Annotated in this window: 11 protein-coding genes; 6 read left to right on the top strand and 5 right to left on the bottom strand. The window is 62.0% G+C overall.

What is annotated here, in order from left to right; genetic code table 11:
• Positions 1-91: 91 nt before the first annotated feature.
• Complete coding sequence (locus SGJ19_19990) at positions 92-1,252, bottom strand: protein-L-isoaspartate(D-aspartate) O-methyltransferase (GenBank protein MDZ4782534.1); 1,161 nt, start codon at positions 1,250-1,252, stop codon at positions 92-94.
• 289 nt (positions 1,253-1,541) lie between these two features.
• On the opposite strand from SGJ19_19990, the gene SGJ19_19985 reads away from it, so the two are divergent.
• Positions 1,542-2,462, top strand: a complete 921-nt coding sequence (locus tag SGJ19_19985) for an alpha/beta hydrolase (protein MDZ4782533.1) — start codon at positions 1,542-1,544, stop codon at positions 2,460-2,462.
• Positions 2,463-2,680: 218 nt separating this feature from the next.
• Here the strand turns inward: SGJ19_19985 and ggt are convergent, their stop codons facing one another.
• The 4 genes from ggt to SGJ19_19965 form a co-directional block, all read right to left on the bottom strand.
• Entirely contained in the window at positions 2,681-4,408 is a 1,728-nt protein-coding gene (gene ggt, locus SGJ19_19980) for a gamma-glutamyltransferase (GenBank protein ID MDZ4782532.1), read from the bottom strand.
• A gap of 172 nt (positions 4,409-4,580) precedes the next feature.
• Positions 4,581-5,216, bottom strand: coding sequence for a hypothetical protein (locus SGJ19_19975; protein ID MDZ4782531.1), 636 nt, complete (start codon positions 5,214-5,216; stop codon positions 4,581-4,583).
• A 154-nt stretch (positions 5,217-5,370) separates the two neighbouring features.
• On the bottom strand, positions 5,371-5,889 hold the full coding sequence (locus SGJ19_19970; GenBank protein ID MDZ4782530.1) for a hypothetical protein: 519 nt from the start codon (positions 5,887-5,889) through the stop codon (positions 5,371-5,373).
• Positions 5,889-6,893 carry a hypothetical protein gene (locus tag SGJ19_19965; protein MDZ4782529.1) on the bottom strand — a complete coding sequence of 335 codons (1,005 nt, stop codon included), beginning with the start codon at positions 6,891-6,893 and terminating at the stop codon, positions 5,889-5,891. The genes SGJ19_19970 and SGJ19_19965 overlap by 1 nt, the downstream gene beginning before the upstream one ends.
• Positions 6,894-7,324: 431 nt before the next feature.
• Between SGJ19_19965 and gltX the strand changes: the two genes are divergently transcribed.
• The 5 genes from gltX to SGJ19_19940 form a co-directional block, all read left to right on the top strand.
• Complete coding sequence (gltX, locus tag SGJ19_19960; GenBank protein ID MDZ4782528.1) at positions 7,325-8,884, top strand: glutamate--tRNA ligase; 1,560 nt, start codon at positions 7,325-7,327, stop codon at positions 8,882-8,884.
• Between the two features lie 91 nt (positions 8,885-8,975).
• Positions 8,976-12,734, top strand: coding sequence for a CotH kinase family protein (locus SGJ19_19955; protein ID MDZ4782527.1), 3,759 nt, complete (start codon positions 8,976-8,978; stop codon positions 12,732-12,734).
• A gap of 223 nt (positions 12,735-12,957) precedes the next feature.
• On the top strand, positions 12,958-14,415 hold the full coding sequence (locus SGJ19_19950; protein ID MDZ4782526.1) for an ammonium transporter: 1,458 nt from the start codon (positions 12,958-12,960) through the stop codon (positions 14,413-14,415).
• An 80-nt stretch (positions 14,416-14,495) separates the two neighbouring features.
• The gene (locus SGJ19_19945) at positions 14,496-14,834 is read left to right on the top strand and encodes a P-II family nitrogen regulator (protein ID MDZ4782525.1); all 339 of its coding nucleotides are present in this window, start codon (positions 14,496-14,498) and stop codon (positions 14,832-14,834) included.
• A gap of 101 nt (positions 14,835-14,935) precedes the next feature.
• Positions 14,936-16,879 (top strand): HD domain-containing protein (locus tag SGJ19_19940; protein MDZ4782524.1); only part of this gene is annotated, 1,944 nt, incomplete at its 3' end.

The following is a 16,879-nucleotide window of genomic DNA, read 5'->3' as shown; positions in this document are numbered from 1 at the left end:
AGGCGGACCAAAGCCGCGCAAATCCATTCGTCATTTGAGCATTCGTCATTCAGATTTGATTCGACATTCGGATTTCGACATTCGTCATCCTCTATTCACTTGCCCTCACGTCTACGTCGTCGATGCCCAACTCGCCTACCGCGCCCATTAGGCCGACGCGGAGAATTGCTTCTCGGGCTTGCTTGGGGACTTGGAGTTTGGCGGACTCGGGTTGCCAGGTGAAGGAACCGCGCCAGGGGCCGAGGCCGCGCTCCGCGACCACCGCGCGGCGTTCGTCGTAGAAGGTGATCGCCAAGCTAGGGAGCTGCCGTGCGTCTTGGCCGGGGGCGATGTCCTTGCCTTGCACGCGCAGTGACACGGAAAGCTGTGCTACTTTGCGGCCGTCGACGGCGAACGCCTGCAGGGCCTGGCAGCCGCGGCCGGGGACTTGATTCGCGAACCGCAGGTATTTACCTTGTCCGTCCTCGTCGACGAGTTCCGCTTGGCGCAGGTAATGCCAGCCGGCCGGCTCGTCGGGCTTTTGTTTGAGCGACTCGTCGAAGGCGCCGTTCGCCACGCTGGGCTTGGCAGGGTTCGGCAAGATATGGCGGCCGTCTTCGGCGGCGCCGGTCATGGGAACGAAGAGCGTGGGCCGCAACGCTTCTTCGACCATCTTGCCGTCCTTCTTCTGGTACAGGTACAGCGACTGCTGGTAGCGCTCGCCGAGTGGAATGACCATCCGGCCCCCTTCCTTGAGTTGCTCGACAAGGGCCTCGGGGATTTGCTCCGGCGAACAGGTGACGATGATCTTGTCGAACGGCGCGTGCTCGGCCCAGCCTTGATAGCCGTCGCCGATCTTGGTGTGGACGTTTTCGTACTTGAGTCGACGCAGCGCCCGCGCGGCCTTTTGCCCGAGCGATTCGACGATCTCAATCGAATACACTTCGGCCACGATCGGGCTGAGCACCGCGGCCTGGTAGCCGGAGCCGGTGCCGATTTCCAGCACCTTGTCGGTCGGCTGGGGATCGAGTTGTTCCGTCATGTAAGCCACGATAAACGGCGGCGAGATTGTCTGGCCGGAGCCGATCGGCATGGCCATATCGAAGTAGGCCAGCTTTCGCTCTGCCACGGCGACGAACTCGTGCCGGGGCGTTTTTCGCATGGCGTCCAGGACTCGCGGGTTTTTGACGCCAGCGGCTTCGATTTCCTCGTCCACCATCCGCCGCCGGGCTTCTTCCAGGGCCTGCCGCGATTGGGCACGGGCGGGCGACACGGCTGTGCCGGCGGCGATCGCCGCGAGAAGGAGCCATGCACATCGTCGAATTGGCATTGATTGCATTTGGGTTTCCTTACGACAACGCTCCACGACCGTTCGCCGCTGTAAGCCCAGGGAAGGCCTTCGATATCGTCTCCATCACCCACGATTCCGGGGGCCTTCCCTGGGCTTGGGAGCGACGGCAGCGGCAACTTCGCGTAGTTGCGTCCCGACCGCGACTTGCGCATTATAGCTTGCTTCTGGCCGTCGCCGGCCCGGGGTTGGCTTATTTGTGGGAGAGCTAGTGGTGTTGAAAAGAGCAGTCGTCGCGTTGCTGTTGGCCGCCGTAGGCGCCCAACTGGCGTCGGCCCAAGAGGCCGACAATTTTGAGCGAAAAGAAGACGTCATCTACGGCCGCAAAGACGGCCTGGCGATGACGATGGACGTCTTCACGCCGAAGGAAAACAAGAACGGCGCGGCCATCATCTTCTGCGTCAGCGGCGGCTGGGTTTCCGCCCATGCGGCGATTCACCCGAGCTTCGTGCAGGAATTCTTGAACCGCGGCTACACGGTGTTTGCCGTCGTGCATGGCAGCCAGCCGAAGTACACGAATCTCGAAGCGGTCAGCGATATGAATCGCGCGGTACGGTACATTCGCACGCACGCGGCCGATTACGGCGTCGATCCGGAGCGCTTTGGCATTACCGGCGCATCGGCGGGCGGGCATTTGTCGCTGATGATCGGCACGGCCGGCGCCGAGGGGAGCGCCGACGCGATGGACGCCGTCGACAAAGCAAGCAGCCGCGTGCAGGCGGTGGCCTGCTTCTTTCCGCCGACGGATTTTCTGAACTACGGCAAGGACGGCGAAAACGCGATGGGGCGCGGCGTGCTGGCGAACTTTCGCGCACCGTTCGACTATCAGTATTACGACGACGCGAAGCAGGAGTTCGAGCCGATCACGGACGAGCAGAAGCTCGATGAGCTCGCGCACACGATCTCGCCGGTCTACCAAGTTACCGCCGACGATCCCCCCACGCTGATCATCCACGGCGACGCCGACACGCTGGTGCCGATTCAACAAGCGCAACTGGTGATCGACAAACTCAAAGGCGCTGGCGTCGAAGCGGAACTGGTGACGAAGCCGGGCGCTGGGCATGGTTGGCCCGACTTACTCAAGGACATGGCGACGCTGGGGGATTGGTTTGACAAGCACTTGGGGAAGAAATAGCGCAATTCCGTAGGTCAGGCACCCCGGTCGAAGGCGCAACATGTCGCACTGCGACGACTTCCCCCAACAACCCATGACCATGCTGGCTAATTGCCTGACAGGCCTGCGACGGTCTTTCCTGTCAGGCAATTAGCTTGCGTCGATTTGGGATGTGGCCTTGGTTGCTGATGGTGCGAGGGCGCGTGCCTTCGAACAGGTGCCTGACCTACGAATCTTCCTCAATACCCCAGCGCCGTGCCGTCTTTTCGCGGCTCGCTGCCGCCGCGGAGGACGCCGTTTTCCCAGTCGATCTGGATGCCTTGATAGCCGCCGTCGGGGTCGCCGCGTTTGACCTGGTGGCCTTTTGCTTCCAAGGCTTTCACCGCCGCGTCTGAGATACCGGATTCGACGATGACCGTCCCGCCGGGGGGCGTCTCTGGGAGGCCCGTCGGCGTGGCGCTGCCGTCGTGGCGCACTCTCGCGGCGTCGCCGGCGGCTTGGACGTCGAGGCCGAAGTCGATCATATTGACGAGCACCTGCACCTGACCTTGCGGCTGCATGTCGCCGCCCATCACGCCGAACGAGAACCACGGTTTTCCAGCTTTGGTGACCATCGCGGGGATGATCGTGTGGAACGGCCGCTTGTGCGGTTCCAGGCGATTGAGATGCGTGTCGTCGAGCGCGAAGAGCGCCCCGCGGTTTTGCAACGCGAAGCCGACGTCGCCGGGGACGACCTTCGAGCCGAAGCCGTTGAAGTTGCTTTGAATCAGCGAGCAGCAGTTGCGTTCGGCGTCGACAACGGTGAGGTAAATCGTGTCTCCCTGTCGTAACTTCGGGTCGCCAGCCGGTACATTCGTCGCCGCGTGTTGAGGATCGATGAGTTTGCGGCGCACGTCGGCATACGGCGTGGAGATCAGCTCCGCGATCGGCGCGTCGACAAAGGCCGGATCGGCGTAAAACTTCGCGCGGTCGGCGTAGGCGAGCTTCTTGGCTTCGACAAAGGTATGCAGATACTCCGGGCTGCCGAGGCCCAGCGATTTGAGATCATACGACTCCAACAGATTCAGCATTTGCAGCACGGCGATGCCCTGGCCGTTGGGCGGGAGCTGCCAGACGTCGTAGCCGCGGTAGTTTGTCGAGACCGGCTCGATCCAATCGCTCGTGTGTTCGGTGAAGTCGCGTAGCGAGAAATATCCGCCGTTGGCCTCGCTGAACTGGACGATGCGCTGGGCGATGCTACCCTCGTAAAACGCTTTTGCGCCATCCGTCGCAATGGCGCGGTAGCTCGCCGCGAGACGTGGGTTGCGGAAGACTTCGCCTTCTTTCAGCGCAGCCCCGTTCGGCAGATACGTCGCGGCGCTGTCGGGCCATTTCTTCAAGCTCGCCGTGCCGCCGGCCCAGTAGCCGGCGATGACCTCGGTGACTGGAAAACCTTCCTCGGCGTGCTGGATCGCGGGCGTGAACAGCGCATCCCATTTAGTGCGGCCGAATCGTTGGTGCAGCGTTTCCCAGCCGGAGACGCAGCCTGGCACGGACCAGGAGAGCGGGCCGTCGTTGGGAATCTGCGCGAGCTGCTTTTCGCGGAACACGTCGCGATTGAGCGCGAAAGGACTGCGCCCGCTGGCGTTGAGTCCGTAGAGTTTCTGTGACTTGGCGTCCCAGTAGAGGACGAACAAATCGCCGCCAATGCCGCAACTCATGGGCTCGACGAGGCCCATCATGGCGTTGGTCGCGATGGCCGCATCGGCCGCGTTTCCGCCGGCGCGCAAGACGTCGAGCCCGGCCAACACCGCGAGCGGCTGGCTGGTGGCAACCATGCCATGCTTGGCGATGGTGACGGAGCGGCTTTTGTGCTTATTCGCGCCGGGGCGATCGTAGCCGGAGACGGCGGGGGGATTGGATTGTGCGAGCGAAAAAGACGAGGACATCAGGCAGATCGCCGCGGACAAACAGACGACGAAGCGCATCAAGCACCTGCGGAAAAAGCGTGCGGAGCTGGGGTTTCGGCAGCACTAGTTTAGTTCGGCGGCAGGAGTGATGCGACTGGCAACTCGCGACCGTGCCGTGGTGCCGACAGGAAGTGGAGACCTACGGTCGGGCCGGTAGCACGGTCGGGAGACCGTGCTACAACAAGCGGGATCAGCTTGAACCGTTGCCATACTCAATCGTAGCAATGCGATCAATCACCTCTGCGATTCCAGCCATGCTGTTTCGTAATTTCAATGCGGCGGGAAAGTCACCGCCACGTAACGCGATCGCTCGATCTAGCGCAACAATTGAATCTGCGTATTGCTTGAGTGCGCACAGAACGGCCCCAAGCGAGTGAAACACGTCTGGATCTTCATTGTCCAGTTCCGTCGCGAATTTGAGACAAGTGCAACTCCCGTGAAATTCCTCCATCTTCGCAAGATTCACGCCTCGCAATTGCCAAATCCAGGCAAGCTCCGATCCGCCATTTCTCGCTTGCGTCGCGCGCGAGTAATACTTTTCTGCAAGTGCGCGTTTTCCCCATTCCGAGTATAGTTTCCCTAAAGTCCCCTGTACCCGATATCGTCGCCTTCGGGGCGCATGCCTAAGGGCGGTCCGCAGCGCGTCCCGAGCGGCGGACATCATTCCCATAATCCGCAGGCTATCTCCGTAGAGAAACCACATGAACCCGTCATCGGTGCGTCGCTTCAAGTACGCATCGAGCAATTCGACAACGGACGGGAGTCGACCAGCATTGTAGGCTGACCAAGCATCCTTTCGCAGCAATTGCAGTGTTTCAAAATCCATCAGTCGCTCCGGCGATGTCCGCTCGTTGTGGCACGGTCTCCCGACCGTGCCACCGTCCCGACCGAAGGTCTCCATTTTCGAGTCACACCGTTGTTGAGAATCCTTCGTCCAACCCGGCCGAGGTCACAGACCTCGGCTACAGAAGAAGTACGTACTATGCAAGCGCCGCCCGCACACGTTCCGACAGCCCGTTGTCCTGGTCCCCCGCTCCGCGGAGGTTGAAGACGCTCGTCGCCAGATACCGTTCGCGCCAACCCGGCGACAACAGCGCGTAGTCTTCGAAGGCGGCGCTGCTGAATTTGTAGTCGTGCGAATTCGTGCCTTTGAAGAAGACCAGCAGTCGGGCCGCGTCGATCAGCGGTTGCGTGGCGCCGCCGGACGCGAGGTAGCCGTGGAGTTGCTCGCAGGCTTGCGTGCGGTTGTCGCTGATGGAGTGCATGATCGCTTCGACGGCCGCGCTGTCCTGGCCCGGGCTCGTGCCGGCGAGTTCGTCGAGCTTTGTGCCGCCGACATCGCCGCGCCCCCGGGCGTTGGCGTGGAACATGGGGGTGAACGCAGCCGCTTGCAGGAGGAGCATGCGGCGCGTTTCGTCGTCGCCGCTTTCCGTGAAGGCGAAGCGGAGGGCGTTGGCGGTCGTCACGGCGTGCAGGGCCACGATGCCGGGCTGGTTCATCAGGAGTTCGCCGGCGCTACTGTGGATGGCGTCCCAGAGCGATTGCGGATCGACGCCAGCGTTGAGTTGCGCGAGCGCGGTGTCGCACGACGTTTCCCCCAATTGCCGTCGCGCATGCCGGAGAGGAGTTCGCGCGTGGCGCCGTCGTCGATGCGACCGACTTGCCAGTCGGGGCGAATGTCAGCCGCGAGCTTGGTGTTTCGCCGCCAGGGGCGATCCGCTTCCTGATCGCTGTCGGCCGGGTTCTCATCGCCGTAGTGGGTGAGCGCGTACGCCAGCGAACGCAGCACCGGTTCCGCGTGTTGCCAGCCGACCGTGCGAAGCGTCCGCCAACTGTTGGCGACGTAGATCGCCTTGTGGCCGATGTCGCGGAAATCCCGCGCGCCATAGCGGCAGAAGATTTCGAACATCTCGTTCGCGCCGGCCGAACGAGCCAGGCCGGCCACCGCGGGATCGACCGCCTCGGGATCCCAGCGGTCCATCGCCGTCTTGAACGCGCCAAGGGCTTTGTCGCCGCTCGGGACGAACTTCTCGTCGAGCGCCGACATCGTCCAGTTGCCTTCGCGCGTGTCTTGCTGCTGCGAGTTCTTGAATTCTTCGACGGCCCAGAGGATCGGCAACCAGCGATGTTCGTCCGGCGAGGCGATGCTGGCCAGGTGCGCGGAGTTCACCACCAAGACGGCGTGGAACTTGAAGCCGACCGGGCGCGGCTGAATGTTCCGCACGCCAGCCAGCAACAGCGCGGCGAGCAGGTCCTGATAGTTGAGTCCGCCGCGAATCCGCGCCGCCACTTCTTCCAGCACGCGCTCGCGCGGCGTGTCTTCCAGTAGTTTGACGAGCGGCTCGATCTCCGGCCGGAGCTTGACGGCGCCTGGCTGCGGCGCGGCTTCCTCGGCGCTGACGCGGCGCAAGAGGCCGTTCCAGGGAGTATCGAGAAACGACCCGGCCAGCCCGGCCGCTGCCGCGGATTGCAGGAAATTTCGCCGTGAAGCTTGAGAACGCATCGCCTGGGCCCTCCGCCTGATGAGTTTGTAAGGCGCGTGTGCCTGTATTCTGACGCGCGAGGGCGGCCTTGGCTACTCCGCAGGAATTTGCCCGCGAAACACGCTGAACACGCGAAAGTGGGGAGGGAGAGTTGTCCACGGAATACACGGAAGTACACGGAAATGGGAGGAGTGAGTGTGTCGGCGAATTTCGAAATGTTGGGATTGGTCGATCAAGTTGGATTGGCACGAGAATTCGATGCGCACTGGTCCTTGAATTCACTCTTCCCTTCCGTGTCTTTCCGTGTATTCCGTGGACAGATCCTCTTTCTCCCTTCCTAGCTTTCGCGTCCTTTCGCGTGTTTCGCGGGCGAATCCGTCCTCCTCCCGGAGACGACCGTGAACGACTAGATTACGGGCATTCGATTTCGGCAACTTCCGTTGGCGGCTCCATGACTGTTCGCACTCGTTTTGCTCCCAGCCCGACTGGGTATTTGCATATTGGCGGGGTGCGCACCGCGCTGTTTAACTGGCTGTTCGCGCGGAAGCATGGCGGGCAGTTTATTCTGCGGATCGACGACACCGACGCTGGACGGAATGTCGAGAGTGCGCTCGCGCCGATTTTGCATGGCTTGTCGTGGCTGGGCATCGACTGGGATGAAGGGCCGGACTCGACGGGGACGCCGAACGGGTATTTCCAATCGCAGCGGCTTACGCAGTATCAGGAGGCGGTGCGAAAACTGTTGGCGTCCGGGCACGCGTATCGCGATTACGCCAAGACCGAAGAACTGCAAGCAGAGCGCGAAGCGGCCGAGAAAGCCAAGGTGACCTTCGTTTACAGCCGCCGTTGGATGGCGGAGACGGATGCGGATGCCGCGCGCTTCGAGGCGGAAGGACGCGCCCGTGTCGTGCGATTGAAAATGCCGCGCGAGGGGAAGCTCGTGTTGCAGGATCACATTCGCGGGCAGGTGGAGTTCGAGTGGGCCAACGAACAGGATCATGTAATCCAACGCGCGGATGGCACGTGTCTCTACCATCTGGCGAACGTGGTCGACGACTATGACTTTCAGATTTCGCACGTGATCCGCGCCGAGGAGCATCTCTCCAATACGCCGCGCCAGGTGTTCATTCTGGAATCGCTCGGCTATCCGCGCCCCGAGTATGCCCATCTCCCGTTTGTGGCCGAACCGGGCAGCAAGAACAAGCTCAGTAAGCGGAAGCTGGACAAGTATCTGAAGAACAAGGATTTCGCCCAGGTCAACGAGCACGGCCGGAAGATTGCCGAGGCCATGCACCTGGAAGTCGCCGCGGAGACGTTCAACCCGGTGATCGTCGATTTCTACGAGCAAGTCGGTTACCTGCCGGATGCGATTATCAACTACCTGGTGCTGTTGGGCTGGTCGCTCGACGACAAGACGGAAAACTTCACGCGGCAGGAGATGATCGAGCATTTTTCGCTGGAGCGCGTGAACAAGGCGCCGGCGAGCTTTGATCCGAAGAAGTTGATGTCAGTGCAGGAGCGCTACATGCAACAACTGCCGCCGAAGCAAAAAGTGGCGATGGTGTTGCCGTACCTGCAACGGGCGAGATTGGCGACGGAACCGCCCCCCTGCACGATCGGCCCCGTGCTGCTGCAAATCGTCACCGCGGCCGGCGATCGCATCAAGACCGCGGGCGATATCCTCGACTACGCCGATTTCTTCACCGCTGACGACCAATTGACCTACGACGAGGCGGCCTTCGACAAGCGCATTCGTCAAGCTCCGGAAGCGAAAACGCTGCTCGCAGGTTTTCGCGATTCGTTGAAGGACGTCGAGCCGTTCAACGCCGAGGTGCTGGAAAAGACGCTGCACGATTTTATCGCCAAGGAGAACATCGCGGCGAATCAGATCGTGCATGCGCTGCGGATCGGGCTGACCGGTAAAGCGGTCGGCTTTGGGTTGTTCGATATTCTGGCGATTTTGGGACGTGAACGAGCGTTAGCGCGAATTGAGCGCGCCGTCCGATACTAACCCTCTTTTCCCTTGGCACCCGCTCTGTCCCCCACTATCCTATGATCCAGCCGCGCCGATCGGTGCGGGATCCCGGGGGGGGGGGGCGTTCATGCGTGCGAGGCGGCGGTCGAAGGCGCGGTTCGAGGCGTTGGAAGCTCGGCAATTGCTCGATGCCCGAGTGGTGATCAGCGAGTTCCTGGCGGACAACGAGATCAGTCTCCGTGACGAGACGGGGCATCGCGAGGATTGGATTGAGCTGTTCAATGCCGGCGACGCGACGGCGAACCTGTCCGGCTGGTATCTGACCGACGACGCCGGGGAGTTGAACAAGTGGCGGCTGCCGGCGGTGACGATCGAACCGGGACAGTTTTTCGTCCTGTTCGCATCGAACAACGATCAAATCACGCCGGGGCTGCCGCTGCATACGAACTTCAAGCTGGCGGCCGACGCCGGTTACCTGGCGCTGGTGGAACCCGACGGGCGTACTGTGGCCTCGGCGTTCGCGCCCGGTTATCCCCCGCAGATCGCCGACGTCTCGTACGGCTGGCCCCAGGAATTTGAGTCGATTCCGCTCCTCCCGGAACGAGCGCCGGGCAAGGCCTTCGTGCCCACCGCTACCAATGGCGGGGCAACACTTGGCACGAGCTGGACCGCAGTCGATTTTGATGATTCGGGCTGGCTCGCCGGCGCGGCGGGGCTGGGTTACGAACGCTTCGCCAGCTACACGCCGTACATCGGCCTGAACGTCAACGACACCATGTATGGGCAAGGCACGAGCGCTTATTTGCGGCTGCCATTCGAACTGGATGCGGTCGAAAGTTACAGCACGCTGAACTTGCGTCTCAAATACGACGACGGCTTCGCGGCGTATCTGAATGGCACGCTGGTTGCCGCGCGGAACGTGCCGGCCAGCTTGACGTGGCAATCCGGCGCGTTCGAGGATCGCGCGGATGCATTGGCGCTCGTGACCGAGGATTTCGATCTCCAGCAGTACGCTCATTTACTGCGTCAAGGCGAAAACGTCCTCGCGATCCACGGCTTGAACTTCGGCGCCACGAGCGACGACTTTTTGATCTACCCGGAATTGATCGCGCAACGGGCCGGCGCCATCGACGATGGCGCGGCCCATTATTTCACGACGCCGACGCCGGGCGCTCCGAACGGGCCGGGCGCGGCCGACGTGGGACCGATTCTGATCGACGTCGCGAATTCGCCGCACGAGCCGACGGTCGACGAGCCGATCACGGTCACCGCGAACGTGATCCTCGGCGCGCTGGCGGTGACGGAAGTCAAGCTGACCGGCCGCACAGGCTCAGGGCGACAAACGAAGACGTTCACGCAGCCGATGTTCGATGACGGAGCGCATGGCGACGGTGCGGCGGGCGACGGGATTTATGGAACGGTCATCGCGGCTGGCACGGCGCCGACCGGCGAGCTGATCCGCTATAGCATCACGGTTGTGGATACCGCTGGCACGGCGACAGCCTGGCCGCGCGCGGTCGATCCTTTGGATCGCGAGCAGAATTACGGACTGTTGATCGCCGATCCCACGGTGACCAGCAACCTGCCGGTGATGTACATCCATCTGCCCAGCCTGGCGGGAGCCGAGAGCGATGTCGGCACGCGCGGCGGCGTGTACTACAACGGCGCTTACTACGACAATGTGCACTTCAATATCCACGGGCAGTCGTCGCGCGGGTTTCCGAAGAAGAGTTTCAACGTTGATTTCCCGCGCGACCATCGGTTCGAACCGTTCGAGTCGAGCGACTACAACGTCAAAGACTTCAACCTGCTGTCGAATTACGCCGACAAAACGAAGCTGCGCAATACGCTGGCCTACGAAACGTACGGCGACGCCGGCTCGGTGACGCATTTCGCGTTTCCGGTGCGCGTTCAACAGAACGGCCGCTTCCTGGGCGTGTACGACCTGGTGGAAGACGGCGACGACGACTACCTGGATCGGAACGGACTCGATCCTTTTGGCGCGCTGTACAAGATGTACAACTCGTTCAATTCGACGAGCGAAGCGGAAAAGAAAACGCGACAGGAGGAGGGCGTCGGCGATCTGGCGGCGTTCCAAGCCGGCCTGCGGCAATCCGGCGCGGCGTTGTCGCAATTCCTCTGGGACAACGTGGACGTGGCTAGCATGGCCAATTTCTTGGCGGCCATGGTCATCACCGGCAGCATCGATTGCTGCCACAAGAACTACTACGCCTACCGCGATACGCTCGGCAACGGCGAATGGACTTATCTGCCGTGGGACCTGGACCTGTCGTTTGGCCGCAATTGGACGACAACGTTCAATTACTTTGACGACGGGCTGTACTCGCAAAACCCGTTGTACATCGGCCGCGGGAATCTATTGAACGACGCGCTGTTCGCCGATCCGCGTTTCAATCAGATGTACCTGCGCCGCCTGCGGACGTTGATGGACGAGTTGCTCCAGAGCCCGGACACGCCGGAGGAGGAGCGGCATTACGAGAGTCGCATCGACGCACTGGTGGAACATATCGGCGCCGACGCGGCGCTCGACAACAATCGCTGGAGCGTGTGGGGCGCTTCGCCGACTTGGGAACAGCAATTGACGATTCTCCGCGAGCAGTATCTCGCCGAGCGGCGGAACTATTTGTTCAACCTGCAGTCGAATGGCCGGGGGCCGATTCCCGTGGCGCAGGCGGCGATCCAAAGTCTGGAGATCGCCCAAGTCGAGCATTCGCCCGCGTCGGGTAATCGCGATCAGCAGTTCATCAAGATTCACAACCCGACGCGCGGCACGATCGACATCTCTGGCTGGCGCATCGAAGGAACCGTTCAGCACACGTTCAAGGCCGGCACGGTGCTGCCGTCGAGCGGCGACTTGTACGTGACGCCCGACGCGAAAGCATTCCGCGCCCGCGACGTCGGCCCCCGTGGCAATCAAGTGCTGTTCGTGCAAGACGGCTACACGGGCGTCTTGCCCGGCAGCGGCGGTTCGATCCGGATCGTCGATGCCAGTGGCCGTGAAGTCGCCGGGTTCGTCTACGAAGGCGAGCCATCCGACGCGCAGAAGTACTTACGCATCACCGAAATCAACTACCATCCCTACGATCCGGCGGCCGGAAGTCCCTTCGACGGCAACGACTACGAATTCGTGGAGTTGACGAACATCGGCGACGCGCCGCTGGATCTGACGGGCGTGTGGTTCGATCAGGGGGTCGAATTTCATTTCACGCACGGCGCGATTCGTGAATTGGCGCCGGGCGCGCACGTGTTGATCGTGGCCAACGAAGCGGCGTTTCGCGAGCGCTACGGCGATGCGTTGCCGGTGGCCGGCATGTACTCCGGGCAGTTGAGCAATAGCGGCGAGGGGATCATCGTGCGCGACACGGACGACGCGATTATCCACAACTTCGCGTACTCCGATGCTTGGTTCCGAAGTACGGATGGGGACGGTGAAACCTTGGTCATCCAAGACACACACACGGAGCTCGCGAATTGGGGCCTGAAACAGGGTTGGCGCGCGAGTCGCTTGCATGGCGGATCGCCGGGACGCGAAGACGTAGTCCAACAATTGGGCGACGCGGACGGCGACAACGATGTGGATATCGAAGATCTGCTGGCGGTGCGAACGCAATTCGGCCGTGACAGCGGCGGCCTGGGTGATGCGGACCACGACGGCGATGTCGATGTGAGCGACCTGAACGCGGTGCGCAACCATTTCGGCGTGTCGGCGCCGATGGCCGTTGCCAGGACGCCGGATACTCCCACGACTGCCTTGTCGGCCACGCGTTTCACGTTGGGCGCGGCTCATGACGCTGTGTTCGGTATGTGGAACACGTCGCCGACTTTCGAGGGAGAGAAACCGCGGCGGCGCCGAGAATTCCGTTAGCCGCGACCTCGACGCGGGAAACGGACGCCTTGGGGCTTTACGGCCTTTCGGGGGGCGGCTAGGTTATGGCCTTCCAAGCTGTTTCGTCGCGCCGAGAATCTGTCGCGACGTCCCACGTCCGAGAGGCGGCGGACAGTTGGGTCACGGTTCCTGGGATGGTGGGCGTCTCCAGGCGGCGAACCGTGACATGCGCCAAGCACATTGAGCTTCGGAGGTCGCGCACATGCGTTGGAGTCTTCCCCAGTCGGCGGCGATCGTGTTGGTTTGCTGCGTCAGCAGTTTGCTGCTGATCTCGCGCGGCCTCGCTCAAGAAACAACAACTCCCGACGCAGCGACCACTACCGCGGACGTGGTTGTCGAAGGTACCAAAGCCCTTGTTGAGAATGCGCAAGTAGCCAAATCTTCCGCCGCGCCGCTCAATCGGGGCGACACCGCGTGGATGTTGACCTCGTCGGCGCTGGTGCTGTTCATGACCGCTCCGGGGCTGGCCATGTTTTATGGCGGCCTGGTGCGCAAGAAGAACGTACTCGGCGTGATGATGCAGTGCTTCTTCCTGATGGGCATGATGACCGTCGTCTGGGGCGTGATTGGCTACTCGCTGAGCTTCGGCGGCAGCGCCCCGTTCATCGGCAATTTGGATTACCTCTGCCTGAAAGGCGTGCAACGCCAATATGGCGAGCCGACGGTACTTTTGGGCGGCATTCCTCGGCTTGTCCACATGGTCTACCAGGGCATGTTCTTTATCATTACGCCGGCGCTGATCTGCGGCGCGTTCGCCGAGCGGATGAAGTTCAGCACGATGGTGGTCTTTACTTTGTTGTGGGGGCTTCTCGTGTATTGCCCGCTTTGCCATTGGGTGTGGGGCGATGGTGGAATCCTTAACTACGTCAGCCCGAATGCGAAAGAGCACGGCAGCGGGGCGCTCGACTTCGCCGGCGGCGCCGTGGTGCATATTAGTTCGGGCGTTTCCGCGTTGATTTGCGCACTGGTGATGGGAAAACGCCTCGGCTTCGGTTCACAGCCGATGCCGCCGCATAATTTAACCTATACGACGCTCGGCGCCGCGATGCTTTGGGTCGGCTGGTTCGGGTTCAACGCCGGAAGCGCCTTGGCCGCCGACGATATCGCCGCCAGCGCCTTTGTCGCCACGCACTTCGCTGCCGCGGCAGGCACTTTGGGTTGGGCCGGCATGGAATGGATCACCCGTGGCAAGCCCAGCATGTTGGGCGCGTGTTCCGGGGCGGTCGCCGGATTGGTTTGCATTACGCCGGCGGCGGGTTTCGTACAACCGATGTGGGCCCTGGTGATGGGTCTATCCGGCGGCGTGGTTTGTTTTTACGCCTGCACGACGTTGAAATCGAAGTTCAAGTACGACGACAGCCTCGACGCCTTTGGCGTTCACGGCGTCGGCGGCACGCTGGGGGCGATCCTGACCGGCGTCTTCGCCACGCGTGACGTCAACCCGATTGGAAACGCCAGCTTCCTGGGGCTCATCGAAGGGGGCACGGTCATGAAGGCGCAGCTCATCGCCACGGGGCTCACCTGGTTCTACGCCGCGGCCGTGAGCTTCATCCTGCTGAAAATCTTGGACTTAGTGATGGGCCTGCGCGTCTCGCAGCAGCAAGAAGTGCAAGGACTCGACCTCAGCCAGCACGGCGAAGAAGGCTATATCTTCCTGTAGTGACGGCCGGGCGTTCTAATCAACAGCACCAGACCGCCGCGGGCAAATCGGTCCGGCGGGATCGGATCGGAGAGCGAATCATGAAGAAAATCGAAGCCATCATTCGGCACTTCAAGCTCGAGGACGTGAAAGCCGCGCTCGCGGAGGCCGGCACACATGGCATGACGATCACCGAGGTCCGCGGATTCGGCCGGCAGAAGGGGCACACGGAAATGTACCGCGGCACTGAATATGCCGTCGACTTTGTGCCCAAGGTCAAGGTGGAAGTCGTCGTCGGCGACGGCGCCGTGAAGAAAGTGATCGACACCATCCTCCGCGCGGCGCAAACCGGGCAGATCGGCGACGGCAAGATCTTCGTTTCCGATCTGGCCGAAATCGTCCGCATCCGCACCGGACAAACCGGCGAAGACGCGCTTTAGAGCGGCCCGGAGGCGGCCATCGCCGGACTTTCCCGGGGCCGATTCCGTCCTACACTTTTCTATTCGCTGCTTCGCACTGAGTCGAATCCCTGCGCCTGCCCATGTCCGTTACGTTGAAGCCGCTGATCTTGGAGCTTCGCGAAACGCTGGTCGAAGGGCGGCGCAAAATCCGCGAATCGCACGAACGTGACACGCCTGGTGCGCAGGTCTGTCATGCGTTGACGGACCTCGTGGACCGCGTGGTCGAACGGGTCTATCAACAAACGCTGGCTGACCTCGATCCAGACGGGAAGCTGAAGCTTGCCGCGGCTGCCACGCTGGTCCCGCACGGCGGCTATGGCCGGCGCGATATGGCGCCGCACTCTGACGTCGATTTGATGATCCTGCACGAGACCGGCGAGAGCGGCGCGATCGAGTCGCTCGCTCAGCGATTGTTGCGAGACTTGTTCGACATCGGCCTGATCGTCGGGCAAAGCGTCCGCACCGTGGCGCAGGCCTGCAATCTCGCCCGCGAAGACGCCACGATCCTGACGTCGCTCGCGGAAGCGCGTTATCTCGCTGGCAACGAGGAACTGTTCACGCGCTTCAGCACGCGATTCGAGCAACAGATGCGGCGCGGCCGCGCGGGCGTGTTGGCTCGCATCGCCGCCGCCCGGGAAGACGAACGCAACGACTTCGGCGAGACCGTTTACTTGCTGGAGCCGAACATCAAGCGTTCGCGCGGCGCGCTGCGTGATCTGCAAATGTTGCGCTGGCTCGGCAGCGTGCGCTACGGCGTGCAGGACGCCGACGGACTGCGGCTCCGCGGGTTGATCTCGGAGCTGGATTACAAGTCGCTCAAGCGCGCGCACGAGTTCCTGCTCCGCTTGCGGAACGAGATGCACTTCCATCAGGACAAGCCGAACGACTCTTTGGATCGCGTGGAGCAATTGCGGATCGCCGAGAAATTTGGCTATGAGGCGCAGCATGGCCTGCTGCCGGTGGAAGTTTTCATGCGCGACTACTTCCGCCTGACGAGCGAAGTGAGCGATATCGTCTCGCGCTTCGCCGTCCGTGCGCGATCGCAGCAGGTGTGGCGAAAGCTCGCGGCGCCTTTGTGGAGCCATCGCTTCGAAGGCGATTTCCTCGTCGGCCCCGGGTCAATCGCCGCCAGTGAGCGTGCGTTGCCCAAGATCACGGGGAGCCTCGCCCAAATTCTACGCCTTTGCGATGTCGCCAATCTGTACGACAAGCCGATCCACCATGAAACGATGGAGGCGATTCGCGCGGCCGTTCCGACATTGCCCGAGGAGCTTGATGAGGCCGCCGCGGCGCGTTTCCGTTCGCTGCTTTCGCAGCCGGCGCGACTGGGCGAGCTGTTGCGATCGCTCCACAGCCTGGGCGTGCTGGAAAAGGTCATTCCGGAGTTTGATCACGCGCGCTGCTTGCTGCAATTCAATCAGTATCACAAATACACGGTCGACGAGCACAGCTTTCGCGCCGTGGAATACGCAACGGAGCTGCGACTGGACCCCGGCCTGTTCGGCGATATTTACCGGGGTCTGAAGCGCAAATGGCTGCTGCACCTCGCGCTGTTACTTCACGACTTGGGCAAGGGCTACGAAGAGGATCATTCGGAAGTCGGCAAACGAATGGCGGAATCGAATGCGATCCGCTTGCATCTCAACGAACGCGATGCGGCCGCGCTCAGCTATCTGGTTCACAAGCACTTGATGATGTCGCACCTCGCGTTTCGGCGCGACACGGGCGACGAGCAAGTCGTCGTGCAGTTCGCCGTCGACGTCGGCTCACCGGAATTGTTGCAGATGCTGGTGCTGCTCACCGCGTCGGATCTGGCCGCCGTGGGGCCCGGCGTGTTGAATGCCTGGAAGGTCGAAGTGCTCGGGGAGTTGTACCACCGCACGATGCGGCACCTCGCCGGCGACGCTCCCGCGTCGAAGACCGATCAACGCTTGCATGAACGACGCGTGCAGGTGCTGGAGTTGCTCCAGGACGCGCCGCAACCGGGTTGGTACGAGCGGCAATTGGAGGCGTTGCCCAAGCGC

Source organism: Planctomycetia bacterium (assembly GCA_034440135.1).
Classification (GTDB): Bacteria; Planctomycetota; Planctomycetia; order Pirellulales; family JALHLM01; genus JALHLM01.
Note: the sequence above shows the minus strand (reverse complement) of the source record. Positions and strands in the feature narration are given on the sequence as shown.

Bases quoted from the DNA above. Each gene is read 5' to 3' on its own strand.
- SGJ19_19950 (MDZ4782526.1), top strand. From the start codon at position 12,958: ATGCGTTGGAGTCTTCCCCAGTCGGCGGCGATCGTGTTGGTTTGCTGC.
- SGJ19_19955 (MDZ4782527.1), top strand. From the start codon at position 8,976: ATGCGTGCGAGGCGGCGGTCGAAGGCGCGGTTCGAGGCGTTGGAAGCT.
- SGJ19_19945 (MDZ4782525.1), top strand. From the start codon at position 14,496: ATGAAGAAAATCGAAGCCATCATTCGGCACTTCAAGCTCGAGGACGTG.
- ggt (MDZ4782532.1), bottom strand. From the start codon at position 4,408: ATGCGCTTCGTCGTCTGTTTGTCCGCGGCGATCTGCCTGATGTCCTCG.
- SGJ19_19965 (MDZ4782529.1), bottom strand. From the start codon at position 6,893: ATGCGTTCTCAAGCTTCACGGCGAAATTTCCTGCAATCCGCGGCAGCG.
- gltX (MDZ4782528.1), top strand. From the start codon at position 7,325: ATGACTGTTCGCACTCGTTTTGCTCCCAGCCCGACTGGGTATTTGCAT.
- SGJ19_19970 (MDZ4782530.1), bottom strand. From the start codon at position 5,889: ATGAACCAGCCCGGCATCGTGGCCCTGCACGCCGTGACGACCGCCAAC.
- SGJ19_19975 (MDZ4782531.1), bottom strand. From the start codon at position 5,216: ATGGATTTTGAAACACTGCAATTGCTGCGAAAGGATGCTTGGTCAGCC.